The following is a 20,099-nucleotide window of genomic DNA, read 5'->3' on the forward strand; positions in this document are numbered from 1 at the left end:
TCAGACGGAGGTCGGGACGAACACGCCCGGCGCGAACCAGCTCATGCTCACGTAGATGCCGTTGCCGCGGTCGATCGCCCGCAGCGCCTGATGCAGGGCGGCCACGAACGGCGCCAGCAGCTTGATCCAGGGCGCGGCCGGGCTCGGGATGTTGCCGTCGATCGCCGCCACGGTCGCGTTGACCTTGTCGGCGGCGTCCAGGATGTTCACCACGTCCTCGTGGCTGAACTGCACGTGGAAGCCCCACCAGAAGGCGCGGACGACCGTGCTGCCGGAGAAGAGGGCGGCGGTCTGGCCGGGCGCCTCCTCGCCGAAGAAGGCCACGGCGGCCGTCGTGGAGGCCGCGGCGATCATCCCCGGCTCGCCCCCGACGATGGTCTCGAGCTCCTTGCGGACGTCGTCCCAGTTGCCCATCAGGTCGTTCGTGGTGTCGGTCATGGTGTGTCCCTTCCGTCCCCGCCGGCCGTTCCGGCGGTGCGGGACCCACGTTCGGAGCCGGCGCCACACGGTCACTACACGGCCGCTAAATGGGGTGCGCGGGGCGGCCGGACCGGGCATGATCCCGGGCAGCCGACAACGAAAGGAGGGTTCAGATGCTCACGTCACGCTCATCGGTGCCCACATGGAGGCTTCGTTGTTGTTCCGCACCATGGCCGAGTCCGATCTCGACCTTGTCCTGACCTGCCTGTCCGAGCCGTCGGTCAACACGACCACCGACGCCCGCTTTCTCGACCACCTGGCCGCGCACAGCTATCGCCACGAGTGGACCTGGCTCGCCTTCGACGGCGACTCTCTGGCCGGCCTGGCCGTCTGGTGGGGCTTCCCCGCCGGTGACCGCCCGCTCGCCCTCGACGCCCTGTGGGCGGCCCCCGCGGTCGCCGACCCCGTGCCGATGTGGGCCGAGCTCATCCGGCAGGTGCCCAAACCCGCCGAGTATCACATCTTCACGATCCCCGAGTCGCGCGACGATCCCGAGATCGTGCTCAGGCTGCGCGCCGCGGCCGACGCGGGGCTGACCACGTTCAACGAGCGTTTCCGGTACGAATGGACGAGCGCGACGCCGCTGCCGGACCGCTCGGCCCGCCTGCGGTTCGCGCCCGCCACCGACGACGAGTTCGCCGACGCCTTCGAGCGGGTCTCGGTGGGCAGCCTCGACGTGGCCACCCGCGAGGGCGTCGCCCGGCAGGGCGCCCGGGCCCAGGCCCTCGAGGATCTCGAGGACTACAAGATGATGCCCGGCCCGCGGGAGCTGTGGCGGCTCGCGTTCGACTTCTCAGGCAAGTTGGTCGGGGTGGCACTGCCGTCGGCCAACGCGGGCGGGCCGGTGGTCGGCTATGTGGCCGTGGTGCCGGAGCAGCGCGGCCACGGCTACGCGGCCGACCTGCTGGCCGAGACAACGTGGATCCTGGCCGCCGGCGGGGCGACCGTGATCCGGGCCGACACCGACAGCACGAACACGCCGATGGTGGCAACCTTCGAACGGCTCGGATATCGTCGCTTCGCGTTGCGACTCGTCGCCTCTTAGCCCGCGTTATTCGCCGGATGTTGGCCGCGGTTTGTGAGCCGCACAACTGCTTTTCGACCGCGGCCAATCGTCCGACATTTAGCGGTCCATCGTGGAGCCACAATTGCGGCAATGCGTTAACACGCCGGAATCAATGCTTCGGCGAAACGGACCGTTGCGCCGGGATCCCGTTGTGCGCTAAGGGATCTCGGCGACCGATGAGCCGGGAACGACCGGACATGCCCGACTTGGCGTTGCGCCTTTGTTTCTGGTCGGATAACGCTTTCCGGCGAGCTGTAAAACCCCCGACAGTCCTCTTGATAGGTACGAGGCGAATCTCGTTAGGCTCTTTCCGTCCGGCGGGAGTGGGGCCTGCCAGAGAAACTCGGGAAGAGGCCATGACATTGGCTGCCGCAATCATGATTTTCGTGTCCCTGGTGCTGGCCGCGTTCGCCGCGGTCACGCTGTGGTGGACCATGCATGCCTGGCGCACGCCGGAGACCCTGGCCGGCACGCGGTTCGCCCCGCCCGACGGGGAACAGCACCTGACCTTCTCGTTGCTGCTGCCCGCCCGGCACGAGAAAGCCGTGCTCGAGCACACCGTCGAGCGGCTCCTGCGCTCCACGCACGAGGCCTTCGAGATCATCATCATCGTCGGGCACGACGACCCCGAGACGACCGAGGTCGCGCATCGGGTGGCGGCCACGGCGCCCGCGCGGATCCTGGTCGTGACCGACCACAACGAGCAGAAGAACAAGCCGCGCGCCCTCAACACGGCCCTGCCCTACGTACGGGGGGATGTGGTAGGGGTCTTCGACGCCGAGGATCAGGTGCATCCGCTGCTGCTCGAGCACGTCGACCACGCGTTCCGGGCCACCGGGGCCGACGTCGTGCAGGGCGGCGTCCAGCTGATCAACTTCCATTCCAGCTGGTACAGCCTGCACAACTGCCTCGAATACTTCTTCTGGTTCCGCAGCCGGCTGCACCTGCACGCCAAGAAGGGCTTCATCCCGCTCGGCGGCAACACCGTGTTCGTCCGCTCCGACGTGCTGCGCGAGGCCAACGGCTGGGACGGCACGTGCCTGGCCGAGGACTGCGACCTGGGCGTGCGGCTCTCCAGCCGGGGCAAGAAGGTCGTGGTCGCGTACGACTCGACGATCGTCACCCGCGAGGAGACGCCGGGCTCGGTGGGCGCCCTGCTCAAGCAGCGCACCCGCTGGCACCAGGGCTTCCTGCAGGTGCTGCGCAAGGGCGAGTGGCGCCGGCTGCCGAACTGGCGGTCCCGCATGCTCGCGCGGTACACGCTGACCAGCCCGTTCCTGCAGGCGTTCTCGGGCGTGGTCATCCCGGTCGGCGTGGCCATCGCGATCTGGGCCCAGCTGCCCGTGCTGGTCGCGTTGTTCACGTTCCTGCCGGTGCTGCCGATGGCGGCCACGCTGATGTTCCAGATCGTCGGCCTGCACGACTTCGGCCGCGAGTACGAGCTGCGCATCCGCTGGCACCACTACGCGAAACTGGTGCTCGGAGCCTTCCCGTACGCCCTGGTCCTGTCGACGGCGGCGCTGCGCGCGGTCTGGCGGGAGTACACGGGCCGCCGCAACTGGGAACTGACCGCCCACGTCGGCGCGCACCTCCCCGCTGTTGAGGGGGCTGCGGCATGACCGTCCTCGAACTCGTCAAGCCGCCCGCGCCCGCTCCGGTTCCGGTCGAGCGGCCGAAGAACCGCACCGACTTCTACGTCGCGGTCAGCCTCACGACCGTCGTGCTGGCCCTGCTGGCCTGGAACATCACCGGCTTCCCGACCGCCAGCGACGACGAGGGCACCTACCTCGCGCAGGCCTGGGCCGTGCAGAACGGCAAGGGACTGGCCCACTACACCTACTGGTACGACCACCCGCCGCTGGCCTGGATCCAGCTGGCCGTGGGCGCGTGGCTGCCCGGCCTGATCGCGCCGAGCCTGCTCGCGGTGGCCGCGGGCCGGATCGCCATGCTGCCCCTGCAGGCGGCCGGGCTGCTGCTCGTCTACGTGATCGGGCGGCGGATCGGGCTGCCCCGCTGGGCCGCCGCGCTCGGCCTGCTCACGTACGGGCTCTCGCCGCTCTTCCTGACGATGGGCCGGCAGATCTATCTGGACAGCTTCGCGGTCGTGTGGATCCTGGCCGCCCTGGCCCTCGCGCTGTCGCCGAGCAAACACCTGTGGCACTACGCCGCGGCCGGGGCCGCCGCCGCGATCGGGGTGCTCTCCAAGGAGACGATCCTGGTCATCCTGCCCGCCGTGCTGGTCGCGCTGTGGCAGAACACCGCCCGCAGCACCACCCGCACGTGGGCCTTCGGCTCGTTCGCGAGCGGGCTGGTGCTGGTCGGCTGCTTCTATCCGCTGTACGCGCTGCTGCGCGGCGAGCTGTTCCCGGGCGAGGGGCACGTGTCGCTGTTCGGCGCGATCCAGTTCCAGCTCGGCTCGCGGTCGGGCTCGGGCAGCATCTTCGAGGGCGGGTCGGGCGCCAACTCGCTGCTGCACTCGTGGATGTATTACGACAGCGTGCTCCTGATCGCCGGGGCGGTCGCGACGATCGCGGGGCTGGCCCTGCGGCGGCTGCGGCCGGTCACCGTGGCCGGGGCGATCCTGATCCTGGTGGCGTTGCGGCCCGGGGGCTATCTGCCGGCCATGTACGTGGTGCAGGTGCTGCCGTTCTTCGCCCTTGCCATCGCGGGGGTGCTCTTTTACGCGCTCTCTCGCCTTCAGCATTGGTGGAAATGGACGGCGATTGCCCTTGCGGTCGTGCTGGCCGCGGTGGTCGTCGCGCCGCGGTGGTACGTCGGGGATCGCCGGGCGCTGACCGCCAACGACAACGCCGCGTACGTGCAAGCCGCGCACTATCTGCGGGCCCAGCCGCCGTCCACGATCGTCGTCGACGACGTGCTGTGGCTCGACTGCGTCAACGCCGGCTACGCCGAGGACCGGGTGCTCTGGTTCTACAAGCTCGACCTGGACTCGGAGGTCGCGGCCCGGCTGCCCGGCGGGTGGCGCGACGTCGACTACATCGTCTCGTCGCCGGCCCTGCGTCAGGACCCGGGCACCCTGCCGACCGTCACCGCCCTGCTCAGAAACAGCACCGTGATCGAGTCGTTCGGCTCGGCCGACGGCGTCATCGAGATCCGCAAGGTCGTCAAGGAGCCCTCATGACCATCACCGCCGACTCTTCGTCGACCCCATCCACCTCTCCGACCGCGACTGCCGCTCCTCCGGATGCGTCCCCGGCCGCCACTATCGCTCCCTTGGATGCCACCGCAGCCCCGCACGGCTCCCCCACCGCGACCGGCTCTGCGGCGACGGCCGGCTCTTCGGCGACGGCCGGGATTCCGGCGCCTGCTTCGGTGCGGGCGGCCCTGCGCGGGACGATCGGCGAGTTGCCGGTAGCCACGGCGCTCAAGCAGACGATCGTCGTGCCCACCTACAACGAGCGCGACAACATCAGCACCCTGCTCGAACGGCTGGCGGCGGCGCTGCCCCACGACGGCACCGAGGTCGTCTTCGTGGACGACAGCACCGACGACACCCCCGACGTGATCCGCGCGGCCGTGGCCGGCTGCCCGATCCCGGTCACCGTCGTGCACCGCGAGCATGCGACCGGCGGGCTCGGCGGCGCGGTGGTCGAGGGGTTGAAGGCGGCCCGCGGCGAGTGGATCGTCGTGATGGACGCCGACCTGCAGCACCCGCCCGAGGTCGTGCCCACGCTGGTCGCGGCCGGGCGGCGCGACGGGGCCGACCTGGTGGTGGGCAGCCGCTACGCGGTCGGGGGCAGCAGCAAGTCGGGGCTCGACGGCGGCTACCGGCGGCTCGTCTCGGGCGGCTCCACGCTGGTCACCAAGGTCATCTTCCGGAACAACCTGATCCAGGTGAGCGACCCGATGAGCGGGCTGTTCGCGATCCGGGCCAGTTCGCTGGAAACCGAAGAGCTGCGCCCGCTGGGCTACAAGATCCTGCTCGAGCTGATCGTGCGCAACCGGCCCGGCCGCATCGTCGAGGTCCCGTACGCGTTCCAGCCGCGGCACGCCGGCGAGAGCAAGTCGAGCCTGGCCGAGGGCGTACGGTTCCTCAAGCATCTGGCGATTCTGCGGTTCGGGGCGAAGCGGGCCCGGATGCTCGTGTTCGCGTTGATCGGCGTCTCGGGGCTGCTGCCCAACCAGGGCACGCTGTGGTTCCTGCACGAGGTGGCGAGCGTGCACTACCTGGCCGCCGCGATCATCGCCAACCTGGTCGCCGTCGGGTGGAACTTCGCGCTGACCGACACGCTGCTCTATCGCGACCGGCGGCAGCATCGCAGCTTCACCGGGCGGATCACGCGCTTCTTCCTGCTCGGCAACGCCGACCTGCTGCTGCGCGTGCCGTTGCTGGCCCTGCTCGTCTCCGGCCTGCACGTCGGGGTGCTCATCGCCAACCTGATCACGCTGCTGATCTCCTTCGTCGTCCGCTTCCTGATCCTCGACGGGGTCATCTACAAGGCGCGCCGCCCATGACGACCCGGCCCTCTCACGCGGCGCACGACACCGCCCGGTTCTCGGGCGCGGCCCCCGGAACGGCCGGCCATTCCGGCCCGCCGTTCGGCACGGCCCGCCACTTCGGCCCGGAGCGCTCGACGCCGCGCCCCTGGCTCAGCCGCCGTAACCGGCGCGACCTCGGCATCACCCTGGTTTTGTCGCTTTTAATTGTTTTGTTCCTCCCCACCCCGCCGGCCGCCGCGGGAGCCAACCTCGTGGCGAACGGGGGCCTGGAAGCGGTCGGCGCGGACGGCTTCCCGGTGTGCTGGGAACGCTCCGGGTGGGGCGACTCGCCGTACACGTTCGACGTGACCACGCAGGCCCACACCGGCACCAAGGCCATGCAGATCACCCTCGCGCAGACGACCCCCGGCGACCGCAAGGCGATGATGCTCGAGAACCCGTCGTGCGCGCCCAACGTCACGCCGGGCCACCAGTACGACCTCAGCGCCTGGTACACGACGACCACGCCCAACACGGTGATGACGGTCTTCCGGCACGACGTCGCGCAGGGCTGGGTCTACTGGACCGACCTGGCCACCATGCCGATCACCACGACCTATCAACAGCAGACCGTACGCACCCCCGTCGTCCCGCCGGGCACCGACCAGATCGTCTGGGGCGTCACCATCTACGGCGCGGGCACGCTGCGCACCGACGACTACCGGATGGAGGACGTCACCCAGCCCAGCCCCGGCACGACCGCCTGTACGGCCGGGGCGGCCTGCACCAAGGGCGCGTGGCAGGTGATGCCGTTCGACACCCCCGTGCGGGCAATTCACGCCGTTGTTCTGCACAACGGGGACGTGCTGCTGGTGGCCGGGTCGGGCAACAACCTCGACGACTTCGCGGCCGGCACCTTCAAGACCGCCGTCTACAAACCGTCGACCGGCACCTTCGTCAACGTGCCGACGCCGGCCGACCTGTTCTGCGCCGGGCACGTGCAGCTGGCCGACGGGCGGGTGCTGGTGATGGGCGGCAACAAGGACTATCCGTCGGCCGACGGGACGGTCGGCTACAAGGGGATGCCCGACTCGTTCATCTTCGACCCGGCCACCACCAGCTATTCGCGCGTCAACGACATGACCGCGGGCTCCTGGTATCCGTCGGCCACGATCCTGGGCAACGGCGACGTGATCTCGCTCGGCGGGCTCAACGAGAACTCGTCCGGCATGGTGGCCACGCAATACTTCGACGCCAGTCAGGAGCGCTGGCTCGGGCTCAACGAGGCCAACCAGACGTGGAGCTTCTGGGGCCTGTACCCCTCGATGATCCTCATGCAGGACGGGCGGCTCTTCTACACGGGCAGCCACGTCTTCGGCAACGGGCTGCCCGGCACGGGCGCGTCGATCTACAACTACGACGCGAACACCATCACGCCCGTACCGGGCCTGCAACGCAAGGACGAGCGGGACCAGTCGATGAGCGTGCTGCTGCCACCCGCGCAGGACCAGCGGGTGCTCACCCTCGGCGGCGGCAACATCGACACCAACCCGGACGCGAACCGGCTGACCGACCTGATCGACCTCAAGCAGGCGGCGCCCGTCTACACCGCCGGCCCGCTGCTGCCCACCGGCGCCGGCCAGACTCCGAGCCAGGGCAAGATGTACGTCTCGGCGGTGCTGCTGCCCGACGGCAAGGTCTTCGAGACCGGCGGCGCGCTGCACAACCGGGCCGACCCCGTGTACGAGGCGTCGATGTTCGACCCGGTGACCAACACGTTCACGGCCGGGCTGGCCACCGACCCGGTGCCGCGCGGCTACCACTCGTCGGCGTTCCTGCTGCCCGACGGGCGCGTGATGGCGGTCGGCAACAACCCGGGCGACGGCAGCTTCGACACGCGCGTCTCGGTGTACTCGCCGCCGTACCTGTTCAAAGGGGCACGGCCGCAGATCCTGTCGATGCCCGACAACACCTGGGCGTACGGGAGCTCGAACACGATCACCGTCGACGGGCCGATCGTGAAGGCCGAACTGATCCGGCCGGCCGCCGTGACCCACTCGAGCGACCCCAACCAGCGCTTCGTCGACCTGCCGATGACGGTCACCGGCACCACGATCGACCTGAACGTGACCAGCAACCCCAATCTGGCCCCGCCGGGCTGGTACATGCTGTTCGTGGTCGGCGCCAACGGCGTCCCCTCCGTCGCGAAGTGGGTGAAGGTCGGATGACGGCCCGCCGTGGTGCCGCGCTTGCCGGTTTCCTGGTTGTCGTCGCGGCTGTGGTGACTTTGCTGGCGCTCCGCCCGGGGCCGACCGGTTCGGCCGGTCCCGGGCCCGCCGCCGTCGTTTCGCCCGTCGTGCCGATCGTCCCGCCGGTCGCCTCGCCGTCGGCCCCGGCGGCCCTTCCTCCCGAGGGGGTGGTCGCGGCCGCCACCTCGGCCACCCCCTCGGCCGCTCCGCCGCCGGCCACCCCCGTGGCTCCGGCCCCTTTCGTCCAGACCTTCGCCGCCCAGCCCGGGGCCAAGCCGTTGCCGCCGCTCGCCTCGCCGACCGCGCCCGTCTCGGTGCCGGCCAACGTCGACGGCTGCGACCACGGTTACGGCACGCGCACCCAGTGCGTGCCGTGGACCTTCCCGTCCGCGGTCACCCACAAGTGCGCCTGGCTGGCCGCCCAGGGCTTCGAGGCGCTGCCCGTACGGGGAACCGACCGTCACCGCCTCGACCCGGACCGGAACGGGATCGCCTGCGACTGACCGATCTCATGATCCGTACGGGTGCGGGATGCCCTACGCTCCCCCGCTGTGCCGTTCTTCAAGAAGAAGCCCCCCGCCGCCGACGACATCGAGATCATGGAGTTCTTCGACGACGAGGCCGAGGAGCTGGACCAGGCCCTGCGCGAGCGTGACTGGGGAGTCGCCCGCAAACTTCTCGCGGCGGCCGACCGGGAAGAGTTCTCGTATTACGTCCGCACCGCCGCCGACGTCCCCGGCCTGGAGCAGTGGCTGCCCGAGGTGATCCGGCACGATCCCGGCGACCCGCTGCCCCACCTGCTCCGGGGCGCCCGCGCGGTCAGCTGGGCCTGGGAGGCGCGGGGCACCGGCCGGGCCGACACCGTGGCCCGCGAGACGTGGGACGTGTGGTTCCAGCGGCTCGCGCTGGCCGAGGACTGCCTGGACATGGCCCTGGAACGCGATCGCGGCCTGGCCGAGCCGTGGTACTACAAGATCACCCTGGGCCGGGCCCGCCAGCTCCCGGCCGAGGAGCGCCGGCGGCGCTTCCACCACCTGGTCGCGCTCGACCCGGCCCACTTCAACGGGCACAAGAGCATGTTCGAGGGCCTGCTGCCCAAGTGGAGCGGCAGCTGGGAGGCGGCCTTCCAGTTCGCCCGCGACCGCACCGCCGCCTGCCCCGGCACGCACGTGCCCCTGCTGACCGCGATGGCCCACCTGAACTTCCGGGCGTCGGCGGACAACCCCGACGAGAACTACCTGGAACGCCCCGAGGTCTCCGCCGAGATCGTGGCCGCCGCCCAGCAGTCCGTCTGGCACGACGACTACGAGAACACGATCCTGACCCCCGAGCTGTGGAACCACTTCGCCTACGCCCTGGCCGGGGGCCGCTACTTCCGCGAGTCCGCCGGCCTGTTCGACGACATCGGCGACGACTTCGTCCGCCTGCAGCCCTGGCGCACCCTCGACCGTTTCCGCGCCATGCGCGACTGGGTCCGCGACGAGGCCGCCGACCCCGACTACGACGCCTGATCTCTCGCCGGCCGGCCGGGTCCCCTCCCCGACCGGCCGGCGGGCCCCCAGGATCCGCGCGTGCACCCGACGGCCCTCCCCCTGACCCGCAAACCCGGCGGCCTTCAGGCATACCACCACCAGCCATCGGCGACGGTAGCCCTGCTGGACCGCCGGCTCTACTGACCGGGCGAAGGCGTCGCCGCAGATTTGCCAAGCGCCGTCGTGGCCGGTCAGTGTGCGGCCGGGCAGGGCGTCGAGCTACCACACCCGGCGAAGCGACCACACGACTGGCAAGAACGGGTCAGGACGAGTATCCGTGTGCGACGATGCGGGCCGCGCCCATTTCGTACGTCTTCGGGTTGCTGGGCGCGACAGTGCCGAGGCCGTCGACGTAGCGGTTGAACATGCTGAAGGCTGCCGCGAGCAGGACGGTGTCGTGGATCTCGAGGTCGGTCGCGTCGGTTGCGCGGGCGTCCGCGATCAAGGCCGGGGTGACCGCGTGGCCACCGGACGCCGCCGCCGCGGCGATGGCCAGCAAGGCCCGCAGCTTGTCGGAGACGGGTGCGTCGGAAGGCATGCCTTGGGCGGCCGCGACCGCGCCGTGTGAGCCGGTGCAGTAGGCGCAGTCGTTGAGAGCGGAGACGTACGCGGCGATGTATTCGCGTTCGCCCCGGGTCAGGGGGCTGTCGCCGCGGAGCAGCGCCTCGGCCAGGTCGCTCAGGGGTTTGCCGGTGGACGGGCGGTAGCGCAGCAGCCCGCGGATGCCCGGCTCGCGGGTCTCGTCCACACCCAGATCGATGTATGCCATGAGGGGCATCCTGGCAGAGATTTATGGCCGCAAGTATCTGCAAGCACTTCCAACCACTGCAAGCCCTTGCTATCGTCCGTTCCAATGTGAACGCGGGATTACGTCCCTGCTACCGGTTCCGCCCCTGGTAGTGGAGGTGCCCCGGTTCCCCATGCAGCGATACCTGTCGTTGGAAGAAATTGGAGAACCCGTGCCCCCACCCCGATGGGCCGCCCCGGCCGCCCTGATACTCCTGGCTCCGGCGGTCCCCGCCGCCGCGCCCGCCGCCACAACCGTCTACTACAAGGCACCCGCGAGCTGGTCGACAGTCAACATCCACTACGCCGCGGACAACGGCGCCTGGACCACGGTTCCCGGCGTCGCGATGGATGCAGCCTGCACCGGCTGGCGCAAGAAGGACCTCACCGCCACCACCGGCTTGCAGATCACCTTCAACAACGGCGCCGGCACCTGGGACAACAACGGCGGCCGCAACTACTCCACCGGCGCCGGAACCGTCGTCATCGACAACGGAGCCGTTTCGTCTGTCAACCCGTGCACGAACACACAGCCGACGCCGACACCGACTACTCCGGCCCCGACTACTCCGGCTCCGACCACGCCCCCGCCGACCAGCCCACCACCGACGACCCCGGCCACCAGCGGCGAGATGCTCGGCGGCGACCCCCGCAAGGAGAGCATCTACTTCGTCATGACGGCCCGATTCGCCGACGGCGACGCGTCCAACAACCGCGGCGGCAGCCAGCATGCGACCTCCGGGAACCAGGCCAACAACGACCCGATGTTCCGCGGCGACTTCAAGGGCCTGATCGACAAGCTCGACTACGTCAAGGGTCTCGGCTTCTCCGCCCTGTGGATAACCCCGGTTGTGCTCAACCGCTCGGACTATGACTTCCACGGTTATCACGGCTGGGACTTCCACCGCGTCGACACCCGCCTCGAGTCGCCCGGCGCGACCTATCAGGATCTGATCGACAAGGCCCACGCCAAGGGCATCAAGATCTATCAGGACGTCGTCTACAACCACAGTTCCCGGTGGGGCGCCAACGGCCTTTACGTCCCCAAGGTGTGGGGCGCGCGCGACGGCCAATGGGACTGGATGTACAGCCCGAAAACCGAAGGCAAGACGTACGACCCGATGGAGGAGAACAGCGCCGGACGGGCGTACAACGGGGATCTGTGGAGCACCGAGGAACCGGCCGGCAACACCTGCCGCAACTGGGGCACGCCGACCGGTCAGAAGAGCCCCGAGGGCTACTCACTGCACAACTGCCAGTGGCCCTCGCCCACCAGCGGCATGTTCCCGGCGAGCCTTTATCACCAGTGCTGGATCGGCAACTGGGAGGGCGAGGACTCGCGTTCCTGCTGGCTCGCCGACGACCTGGCCGACTTCAACACCGAGAACGCGACAGTCCAGCAATACCTGATCGACGTCTACAACCGGTACATCGAGATGGGCGTCGACGGTTTCCGCATCGACACCGCCGTACACATTCCGCGCGTCACCTGGAACCGCCGTTTTCTGCCCGCCATCAAGCAGAAGCTGACCCAGAAGTACGGCGCCACGAAGGCCAACGACTTCTACGTGTTCGGCGAAGTGGCCGCCTTCGTGCACGACAAGTGGAACCGCGGCTCGGTCAACCATTCGGCCCAGTTCTTCACGTGGAAGGAGCGCAAGGAGTACAGCGCGAACGACACGCAAGCCGCGCTGGAGCAGTACGACTACGAGAACGGACAGGGCACGGCGAACCAGCCGACGTCGGCCAACGCGTTCCTGAACGGCAACACGTATCACGCGCCCGATCGCAGCCAGTTCAGCGGCATGAACATCATCGACATGCGCATGCACATGAACTTCGGGGAGGCCTCGAACGCGTTCCACAACGGCAAGGACTCCGACGACTCGGTCAACGACGCGACCTACAACGCGGTCTATGTCGACTCGCACGACTACGGCCCCAACAAGTCCTCCGTACGCTATGACGGCGGCACCGACGCCTGGGCCGAGAACATGGCCCTGATGTGGACGTTCCGCGGCATTCCGACGCTGTATTACGGCTCGGAGATCGAGTTCCAGGCCGGCAAGCGCATCGACTGCGGCCCGACCTGCCCCCTCGCCACCACGGGCCGCGCGTATTACGGCGACCACGTCGCGGGCTCGGTCACCGCGGGCGACTACGGCGTGGTCAGCAACGCCAGCGGCGCGGTGGCCACCACCCTGGCCAAGCCCTTGGTCAAGCACGTGCAACGCCTCAACCAGATCCGCCGCGCGATTCCGGCCCTGCAAATGGGCCAATACTCGACCGACGGTGTCAACGGAAACATGGCCTTCAAGCGCCGCTACACGAATGGCAGCAGCGACAGTTTTGTGCTGGTCACCATCTCGGGCAACGCCACCTTCACCGGCATCCCCAACGGCACCTACACCGATGCCGTCACCGGTGACGTCAAGACCGTCACCAACGGCACCCTCACCGCGGCCGTCAGCGGCAAGGGCAACCTCCGCGCGTACGTCCTCGGCAGTTCCGCCCCCGGCAAGGTCGGGTCCGACGGCCCGTACCTCAAGTAAGGAGTCCCCATGACGACGAAACGGATCGCCCCGCTGATAGTGGCCCTGATGGCGGCCATTGTCGCGGTCGTGGTCGTCGGCCGGCCGCAGCAGGCCGACGCCAAAGCCGACGCGAATCCCGGCCCGCGCGACGTCATCGTCCACCTCTTCGAATGGCCATGGGCGTCGATCGCCTCAGAATGCACGAATGTGCTCGGGCCCAAGGGCTTCGGCGGTGTGCAGGTGTCGCCGCCGCAGGAGCACGTGGTGCTGCCGGGCTCGGGCTACCCGTGGTGGCAGGATTATCAGCCGGTCAGCTACAAGCTGCAGACCCGGCGCGGTGACCCGGCGGCGTTCGCCAATATGGTCAGCACGTGTCACGCGGCCGGCGTCAAGATCTACGTCGACGCGGTGCTCAACCACATGGCGGGCGGCGGGTCCACCGGCACCGGGTCGGCGGGCTCGACATACAGCCACTACGCGTACCCGGCCGTGCCTTACGGCAACGACGACTTCCACCACTGCGGCCGCAACGGCAACGACGACATCGCCAACTACGGGGACCGCTGGGAAGTTCAGAACTGCGAACTGGTCGACCTCTCGGACCTCAAGACCGAGGCGGAATACGTACGGGGAAAGCTTGTCGCTTATCTGAACGACCTGATCTCGCTCGGCGTGGACGGATTCCGGGTCGACGCCGCGAAGCACGTGCCGGTGGCCGACCTGCAAAACATTTACTCCCGGCTGAACGGCAATCCGTATTTCTTCCAGGAGACGATCGAGGGCGGCGCGGGTGAGCCGTCACCGTCGGAATACACCGGGATCGGCGACGTGACCGAATTCCGGTACGGCGATGTGGTCGGCAACGCGTTCCGTGACGGCAACCTGTCCGGCCTGCAGAACCTGCCCTCGCAAATGCTCCTGTCCAGCGGTGACGCGGTGGCGTTCATCGACAACCACGACACGCAGCGCAACGGCCGGGCCAAGCTGACCTACAAGGACGGCACCAACTACGCGCTGTCCGAGGCGTTCATGCTGGCCTACCCGTACGGGACCCCGTCCGTGATGTCGTCCTTCACGTTCAGCAACGTGGACGCGGGCCCGCCGGCGTCGTCGAACGGCACGACCAGCGCGGTCAACTGCTCGTCGGGCTGGGCCTGTGAGCACCGCTGGCGCACGACCGCCAACATGGTCGGCTTCCACAACGCCTCGTACGGCACGGGCGTGAGCAACTGGTGGTCCAACGGCGGCAACCAGATCGCCTTCGGCCGCGGCGCCAACGCGTACGCCGTCTTCAACCGCGGCGGCGCGCTCAGCCGCACGTTCCAGACGTCACTTCCGGCCGGCACCTACTGCGACGTCGCCAACGGTGACTTCAGCAACAACACCTGTTCCGGTACGACGTACACCGTCAACTCCTCGGGCCAGTTCACCGCGAACGTCGCCACCGGCAGCATGCTCGCGCTGCACATCAACGCCCGTACGACGGGTGGCACCACCCCGCCCCCGACGGGTTGCACGACCGTGGCCGTCACCTTCGCGGCGAACGCCACGACCGTGTGGGGCGAGAACGTGTTCCTGCTGGGTAACCGGGCCGAGCTCTCGAACTGGAACACTGCCGCCGGCGTAGCCCTGTCGTCGGCGGCCTACCCGGTCTGGCGCGGCACGGTCAACCTGCCCGCCAACACGGCCGTCGAATACAAGTACGTCAAGAAGAACGGCTCCACCACAACCTGGGAGACCGGCGCCAACCGAACCCTCAACACCGGCTCCGCCTGCACCCTGACCGTGAACGACACCTGGCGTTCCTGACCGCCGCACTGGGGCGGCCGCGTCACACTCGGGCGCGGCCGCCCGCCACGGCAACCGGCGCGACGGCGCGAAGCTCGGCCGTCAGCCTCGTCGACAATTCCAGCGCCGATTCCGCCGGCGACGTCGGGGTGGGCTCGAAGAACGTCACCTTCAGCCGGGGCCGCCGCGGGAAACGAGCGATGTCCACGGTGCCGGAGACCGCCGCGCAGACGATGCGGGCCTGCGGCACTGCCTGAGCGAGCCGTCCGGCCCCGCTCCGGGCCCGCAACTGCCGGCCCTGCGAGCGTGTGCCCTCGGGGAAGATGCCGAGGCAGCCGCCGTCGGTGAGGCACTGGATCGCGGCATCGAGCGCGTCCGTGTCGGCCTGACCCCGCCGTACGGGGATCTGCCCCATCCCGTCGAGGATGCGGCGCAGCACCGGGTTCTTCCACAGCGAGGCCTTGGCCAGCGCCTGAATCTGCCGGCGCCGGCGGGCGGCGTACGCGATGACCACCGGATCCCACGAGCTGTCGTGGTTGGCCGCCACGATCGTCGCCCCGTGCGCCGGAAAGACCTCCAGGCCCTCCACCTCGAGCCGCCCCCACCACCGGACAACCGGCCCCGCCGCCGCCATGACCACCCGATAAACCGGCGCGATCCGCCCGGCGTCACCCGTGTTGCGCTGCATCAATCACCTTTGCTGTTCGAGCCCGAGCCGGTTGGCGGGCTCTGTCTAACAGCTCGGGCGGACCCCGGGCAAATGCGGTGGGCCGTCAGATCTCGATGTTCGGGTGCAGCCAGGCCCGCACCAGCCTCCGCAGCGCGTAGGTCAGCCCGGCGTAGCGCTCGTCGGCGGGGTCCATGGCCTGCCAATCCCGGGCGAGCTCGTCGACCAGGTCCAGCATCGGCAGGTGGCTGTCGAGCAGCACATCCCCGCCGAAATTCTCCACGACCTCCGCGTACGCGTGGTTGTCGTCCGCGTAGCACCGGCGGATGTAGGCGACGATATCGTCATTGGTCCACTGCATATCAACCCCTGCGGTATTCGTGCGGTGACATGCCCGTGTGCCGCCGGAACGCGCGGCTGAAGTCGGACGGCCGGTCGAAACCCCAGCGCGTGGCGATCGAGGCGACCGTGTGCTGGGCGAAGCGCGGGTCGATCAGGTCGCGGGCGGCGCGTTCGAGGCGGCGGGTGCGAATGTGCGCGCCGATGCCGGCGTGGTGGTGCTGCTGGAAGATCCGGTGCAGGTAGCGCAGCGAGATCCGGTGCGCGGCGGCGACCTCCGCGGGCGTCAGGCCGGTCCAGGTCAAATGCGTTTCCACGTACGCCATGGTCTGCAGATAAAGCACGTGCGAAGGCGATCGCAGCGGCGGGTCGTCCCGTTCGAGGTGGTGGGCGACCAGGGCCGTGGTGAGGTCGACGGCGGTGTGCCCGAGCCGTTTCGCGTCGCGGGTGGTGTAGTCGTCGTGGTCGTCGCGCACGGTCAGCAGGAACTGGGCCAGCAGCCGGCCGAGGCCGCTCGTGCCGGGCAGCGAAATCGCGCAGAGCCGGGCGACCTGTGCCGGCGCCAGGGGCAGCAGCCGCCGCGGGAACTGCAGGATGAGCGACTTCGAGACGCCGTCGCCGGTGACCGCCTCGAACGGCCGCGAGCTGTCGTAGAGCACGAACTCGCCGCCGTCCAGCACCGCCCGCACGCCCTCCTGATCGATGCATTGCGGCCCGGCCTGGATGAGGGCGATCTGATAGAACTCGGGATCGGAGATGCGGATCGTGCGCGGGGACCGCCGCGACGTCAGCGACGTGTACGACATCGCCGTGACCTGCACCTCGCCCAGCGCGACGGCGCCGAGCCGGGCCGTGAAGGCCAGCGGGTTCACGCTGCCGATCTCGGTCGGGATCAGCGACGCCGAGGTCGCGCTCTCCCAAGCTTGCAGGCGGTCCGGGGCGGACAGGGTGGCGCTGTCGAACAGCGTGCGCATGCCCCGAGGGTGTCATGCGTGCGCCAGCTGCATAGGGCTGTGCGCTCGGTGCTGCGGACAAGCGGCGATCACCGGCCGACAATGGCCATTGTGGAGCGCCTCGGACAACGAGGGGGCGGCCGGCTGGCGGGCGCGGCCGTGACCGGGGCGCTCCCCCGCCTCAGATCCAGCGGCTCCCCAGCCACATGCGGGCGGACCAATCCTCATACGGGATGGTCTGGTTGGTGAAGATCGGGAAGAAGTAGGCGAAGCACAGCGCCACCAGAATGACGTAGGCCCCGGCGACGACCGTGCCGACGAGCTGGCGGTCACTGCGGGCGTTGCCGGTGGCCATCCCTTCGGGCGGGGTCATGATCGCGCCGAGCACGTAGACGACGGCCAGGATCAGGAACGGCAGCGCGGGCAGCACATAGAACGAGAACATCGTCCGGCTGTCCTTGACCGCGTAGTAGAACCAGGGTGCGAGGCCCGCGAACGCCGGGACGAAGATCGCCCACGCCCGCCAGTCGCGCCGGGCCAGGCCGAACCAGACCAGGCCGACCAGCGCGGGCAGGAACGACCACCACAGCAGCGGCGTGCCGAGCAGCAGGATCTCGCGGGCGCAGCTCGGCGCCCCGCAGCCGGTCGGCGTGTTCCAGTCGAACGCGACCGGCCGGCCGAGCAGCAGCCACTGCCACGGCCAGGACTGATAAGGGTGCGGCTTGGTCAGGCCGCTGTGGAACCCGTACGCCTGCTGGTGGTAATGCCACAGGTTGAGCAGCGCGCCCAGGATCGGGGGCTCGCCGAGGCCGTTCGCCTCCCGATAATGGCGGGAGTAGCCCGTGCTCGTGACGAACCAGCCGGTCCAAGTGGCCAGATAGAACACGAAGGTCAGGGCCACGCTGGTGACGCCCCAGCCGATGTCCTGGCCGAGCCCGGTCAGGATCGGCCGCTTGATGCCGGCCGAGCGGCGGGCCTGCCAGCGCCAGAGCAGCACGAGCCCGCCGAAGAAGGGCAGGAAGAACAGCGCGCTCCACTTCACGCCGAGCGCCAGCCCGAACAGCACGCCCGAGCCGAACAGCCACCACGGCACGATCCGGGGCGCGCGGAACGCCATCGCCGGGTCGTAGCCGTTCTCGAGCGCGCGCAGCAGACGCCGCCGGTAGTGGTCACGGTCGAGCACCATCGCGGCGAAAGACGCAAGAATGAACAGGCCGAGGAAGATGTCGAGCAGCGAGGTGCGCGACAGCACGAGCTGGAAGCCGTCGAACGCCATGAGCAGCCCGGCCGCCCCGGCCAGCAACACCGAGCGAAACAGCCGATACGCCACCCGCACGAGGATGAGGATCATCAGGGTGCCGGCCACCGCGACCGGGACCCGCCAGCCGAGCTCGTTGTTGCCGAACACCGCCTCCCCCGCGGCGATGAGCCATTTGCCCAGCGGGGGATGGACGACGTACGCCGGGCCGTTGGTCTTCTCGTCCCACTCCACGCCGTGCTGCAGCATGTCCCAGGCGTCGGTCGGGTAATACACCTCGTCGAAGATGTAGCCCTTGCGGTCGCTCAGCCCCGGGAACCGCAGCAGCGCCGCGACCACCACGACGAAGGCCGTGACCAGCCACGAGTACGGGTTGAGCCAGTCGTCGAGCGTGGCCAGCCGCCGCCGCACGATATCCGGAATGCCGCCTTTGGGGGGCTGGTCCGGAGGTGCTTCGTCGAGCACGGTCACCGTCGTCACCCCGCGATCGTAGTGGTGCCGCCCCCTGTTCATCAGGGCCCGTTAGCGTCCCGCCGGTGGATGCCTACTGCGAGCGCCTGGGCCCCGGCCTGTGGGGCGAGCCCGTCAACGCCGTCTCCAACGCGGCGTTCCTGATCGCCGCCCTGCTCCTGCTGCTCCGCGGCGGCCTCCGCCCGCTGCCCGTGCTGCTCGCGGTGGTCGGCCTGTGCAGCCTGGCCTTCCACACGTTCGCCACAATCCCGACGGCCGCCCTCGACTCCCTGTCGATCCTGGTCTACGAGCTGGTGGCCATCGTCCTGCTCGTTCACCGCGGTTTCCACGTACGCCTTCAGCGCGCCTGGCTCGCCGCGCCCGCGTTCGTCCTTTTCACCGTGGCAGTCAACTTCGCCCTGCCCTGGTCGCTCGGCGGCTACCTGCCCGCCCTGCTGGTGCTGGCCTTCTTCGCCGTCACCCTGCGCTCCCGCCCGCTGACCTTGGCCACGGCCGTGTTCACGGTCTCCCTGACCGCCCGCACCTTGGACGAGCCCCTCTGCTCGACGCTGCCCCTCGGCACCCACTGGCTCTGGCACTGCCTCAACGCCGTAACCCTGTATCTGATCGCCCGCGCCGTCGACCAGGCCCCCTCCCCCGCCCCTCAAGCCCCCGCCCCGCTGCCCGGCCCCGCAAACCCGTAGCCCGCTTCCCCCGTACGCACCCCGAGCGACCCGACCTCCGCCAAGCGCGAACAACCGCAAACTGTCGCCCGACAGCACCGCACCCGCACACTCACCCCCGTACCCGGCGCGCACCGCAACGACCAACATGCGCACCTTTGCTCACCTTGCCCACGCACCCACCCGCGAAGATCGCCTCACCGTTCGACCGGCGAACGCCGTTCACTGCGCATACGCGCAACTCCACGCACACGTGAACGACCGCTGCGCGCAACTTCGCTCAACCCCGCAAACGTGAACGACCGCTGCGCGCGACTTCGCTCAACCCCGCAAACGCACGACCGTCGCGCACTGCACGACCGGCCACGCACAAGCCGGGCGAGCACCGCCTAATCCCCGGCGCAGACGAACGGCCACCCCCGCGCACCAGTCGCCAATACGCGCACTTTCACGCACCATCGCGCAACCGCGGCCGACGTGCGGGGCACTCACTCCCACGCGACGTCGTGCAACCACGACCAAAACGCAGGCACGCCCACTCCCGCGCAACGTGCCAAGCCCGCGCATTCCCGCGCAATCACGCCAGCTGGGCGAAACCGGTCCGCCGCAGCACCCGAACAAGAGCCGGCGCGCAACCAGCACAACGCGCAGCCATGCCCACTCCCGCGCAACGCGCGATACGTGCGCACCACCGCGCAACCAACGCCGATCTGCAGGAACGCTCACTATCGGGCAATCGTCACAGCTAACCGCGCGGCACTCGCGCACCAAACGCGCAACCAACACCGATCCGCAGCAACGCCCACTACCGGGCAATCGCCACCGCCAACCGCGCGGCACTCGCGCACCAAACGCGCAACCAACACCGATCCGC

At 69.3% G+C, this 20,099-nt stretch carries 16 protein-coding genes; 10 read left to right on the top strand and 6 right to left on the bottom strand.

Going from position 1 to position 20,099, the window contains the following annotated elements; genetic code table 11:
• Entirely contained in the window at window positions 1–438 is a 438-nt protein-coding gene (locus JKJ07_RS27145) for a hypothetical protein (RefSeq protein ID WP_202994586.1), read from the bottom strand.
• 184 nt (window positions 439–622) lie between these two features.
• On the opposite strand from JKJ07_RS27145, the gene JKJ07_RS27150 reads away from it, so the two are divergent.
• The 7 genes from JKJ07_RS27150 (at window position 623) to JKJ07_RS27180 (ending at window position 9,746) form a co-directional block, all read left to right on the top strand.
• Complete coding sequence (locus JKJ07_RS27150; protein ID WP_202994587.1) at window positions 623–1,525, top strand: GNAT family N-acetyltransferase; 903 nt, start codon at window positions 623–625, stop codon at window positions 1,523–1,525.
• A 377-nt stretch (window positions 1,526–1,902) separates the two neighbouring features.
• Window positions 1,903–3,165, top strand: coding sequence for a glycosyltransferase (locus JKJ07_RS27155; RefSeq protein ID WP_236029885.1), 1,263 nt, complete (start codon window positions 1,903–1,905; stop codon window positions 3,163–3,165).
• Window positions 3,162–4,688 (top strand): ArnT family glycosyltransferase, encoded by a 1,527-nt coding sequence (locus JKJ07_RS27160; RefSeq protein ID WP_202994588.1) that lies wholly within the window; start codon window positions 3,162–3,164, stop codon window positions 4,686–4,688. Before JKJ07_RS27155 ends, JKJ07_RS27160 begins: the two co-directional genes overlap by 4 nt.
• Window positions 4,689–4,780: 92 nt before the next feature.
• Window positions 4,781–6,022, top strand: a complete 1,242-nt coding sequence (locus JKJ07_RS27165; RefSeq protein ID WP_236029886.1) for a glycosyltransferase — start codon at window positions 4,781–4,783, stop codon at window positions 6,020–6,022.
• Window positions 6,019–8,214, top strand: a complete 2,196-nt coding sequence (locus tag JKJ07_RS27170) for a galactose oxidase early set domain-containing protein (RefSeq protein WP_202994590.1) — start codon at window positions 6,019–6,021, stop codon at window positions 8,212–8,214. Before JKJ07_RS27165 ends, JKJ07_RS27170 begins: the two co-directional genes overlap by 4 nt.
• Window positions 8,211–8,738, top strand: a complete 528-nt coding sequence (locus JKJ07_RS27175) for a hypothetical protein (protein ID WP_202994591.1) — start codon at window positions 8,211–8,213, stop codon at window positions 8,736–8,738. The genes JKJ07_RS27170 and JKJ07_RS27175 overlap by 4 nt, the downstream gene beginning before the upstream one ends.
• Before the next feature lie 48 nt (window positions 8,739–8,786).
• Window positions 8,787–9,746: a hypothetical protein gene (locus tag JKJ07_RS27180; RefSeq protein WP_202994592.1), complete on the top strand. Its 960-nt coding sequence runs from the start codon at window positions 8,787–8,789 to the stop codon at window positions 9,744–9,746.
• 283 nt (window positions 9,747–10,029) lie between these two features.
• On the opposite strand, the gene JKJ07_RS27185 is transcribed toward JKJ07_RS27180, so the two are convergent.
• Window positions 10,030–10,536 carry a carboxymuconolactone decarboxylase family protein gene (locus JKJ07_RS27185; protein ID WP_202994593.1) on the bottom strand — a complete coding sequence of 169 codons (507 nt, stop codon included), beginning with the start codon at window positions 10,534–10,536 and terminating at the stop codon, window positions 10,030–10,032.
• Between the two features lie 190 nt (window positions 10,537–10,726).
• On the opposite strand from JKJ07_RS27185, the gene JKJ07_RS27190 reads away from it, so the two are divergent.
• Window positions 10,727–13,105 (top strand): alpha-amylase family glycosyl hydrolase, encoded by a 2,379-nt coding sequence (locus JKJ07_RS27190; RefSeq protein WP_307834427.1) that lies wholly within the window; start codon window positions 10,727–10,729, stop codon window positions 13,103–13,105.
• Window positions 13,106–13,114: 9 nt separating this feature from the next.
• A complete protein-coding gene (locus JKJ07_RS27195) occupies window positions 13,115–14,896 on the top strand; it encodes a carbohydrate-binding module family 20 domain-containing protein (RefSeq protein WP_236029887.1) in 1,782 nt (593 codons plus the stop codon).
• A gap of 22 nt (window positions 14,897–14,918) precedes the next feature.
• Here JKJ07_RS27195 and JKJ07_RS27200 read toward each other — a convergent pair whose 3' ends face one another.
• The 4 genes from JKJ07_RS27200 to JKJ07_RS27215 all read right to left on the bottom strand — a co-directional run bounded on the left by JKJ07_RS27200 (window position 14,919) and on the right by JKJ07_RS27215 (window position 18,605).
• Complete coding sequence (locus JKJ07_RS27200; protein ID WP_202994595.1) at window positions 14,919–15,563, bottom strand: lysophospholipid acyltransferase family protein; 645 nt, start codon at window positions 15,561–15,563, stop codon at window positions 14,919–14,921.
• 85 nt (window positions 15,564–15,648) lie between these two features.
• On the bottom strand, window positions 15,649–15,903 hold the full coding sequence (locus JKJ07_RS27205; protein ID WP_202994596.1) for a hypothetical protein: 255 nt from the start codon (window positions 15,901–15,903) through the stop codon (window positions 15,649–15,651).
• A 1-nt stretch (window position 15,904) separates the two neighbouring features.
• On the bottom strand, window positions 15,905–16,855 hold the full coding sequence (locus JKJ07_RS27210; protein WP_202994597.1) for an AraC-like ligand-binding domain-containing protein: 951 nt from the start codon (window positions 16,853–16,855) through the stop codon (window positions 15,905–15,907).
• Window positions 16,856–17,015: 160 nt separating this feature from the next.
• Window positions 17,016–18,605, bottom strand: a complete 1,590-nt coding sequence (locus tag JKJ07_RS27215) for a dolichyl-phosphate-mannose--protein mannosyltransferase (protein WP_202994598.1) — start codon at window positions 18,603–18,605, stop codon at window positions 17,016–17,018.
• 23 nt (window positions 18,606–18,628) lie between these two features.
• On the opposite strand from JKJ07_RS27215, the gene JKJ07_RS27220 reads away from it, so the two are divergent.
• Complete coding sequence (locus JKJ07_RS27220; RefSeq protein WP_202994599.1) at window positions 18,629–19,246, top strand: hypothetical protein; 618 nt, start codon at window positions 18,629–18,631, stop codon at window positions 19,244–19,246.
• Window positions 19,247–20,099 lie beyond the last annotated feature (853 nt).

The sequence above is a fragment of the Paractinoplanes lichenicola genome, from assembly GCF_016785085.1.
In the GTDB taxonomy this organism is placed as follows: domain Bacteria; phylum Actinomycetota; class Actinomycetes; order Mycobacteriales; family Micromonosporaceae; genus Actinoplanes; species Actinoplanes lichenicola.

Bases quoted from the DNA above. Each gene is read 5' to 3' on its own strand.
- JKJ07_RS27145 (WP_202994586.1), bottom strand. From the start codon at position 438: ATGACCGACACCACGAACGACCTGATGGGCAACTGGGACGACGTCCGC.
- JKJ07_RS27210 (WP_202994597.1), bottom strand. From the start codon at position 16,855: ATGCGCACGCTGTTCGACAGCGCCACCCTGTCCGCCCCGGACCGCCTG.
- JKJ07_RS27195 (WP_236029887.1), top strand. From the start codon at position 13,115: ATGACGACGAAACGGATCGCCCCGCTGATAGTGGCCCTGATGGCGGCC.
- JKJ07_RS27160 (WP_202994588.1), top strand. From the start codon at position 3,162: ATGACCGTCCTCGAACTCGTCAAGCCGCCCGCGCCCGCTCCGGTTCCG.
- JKJ07_RS27205 (WP_202994596.1), bottom strand. From the start codon at position 15,903: ATGCAGTGGACCAATGACGATATCGTCGCCTACATCCGCCGGTGCTAC.
- JKJ07_RS27215 (WP_202994598.1), bottom strand. From the start codon at position 18,605: ATGAACAGGGGGCGGCACCACTACGATCGCGGGGTGACGACGGTGACC.
- JKJ07_RS27185 (WP_202994593.1), bottom strand. From the start codon at position 10,536: ATGGCATACATCGATCTGGGTGTGGACGAGACCCGCGAGCCGGGCATC.
- JKJ07_RS27175 (WP_202994591.1), top strand. From the start codon at position 8,211: ATGACGGCCCGCCGTGGTGCCGCGCTTGCCGGTTTCCTGGTTGTCGTC.
- JKJ07_RS27170 (WP_202994590.1), top strand. From the start codon at position 6,019: ATGACGACCCGGCCCTCTCACGCGGCGCACGACACCGCCCGGTTCTCG.
- JKJ07_RS27200 (WP_202994595.1), bottom strand. From the start codon at position 15,563: ATGCAGCGCAACACGGGTGACGCCGGGCGGATCGCGCCGGTTTATCGG.
- JKJ07_RS27155 (WP_236029885.1), top strand. From the start codon at position 1,903: ATGACATTGGCTGCCGCAATCATGATTTTCGTGTCCCTGGTGCTGGCC.
- JKJ07_RS27150 (WP_202994587.1), top strand. From the start codon at position 623: ATGGAGGCTTCGTTGTTGTTCCGCACCATGGCCGAGTCCGATCTCGAC.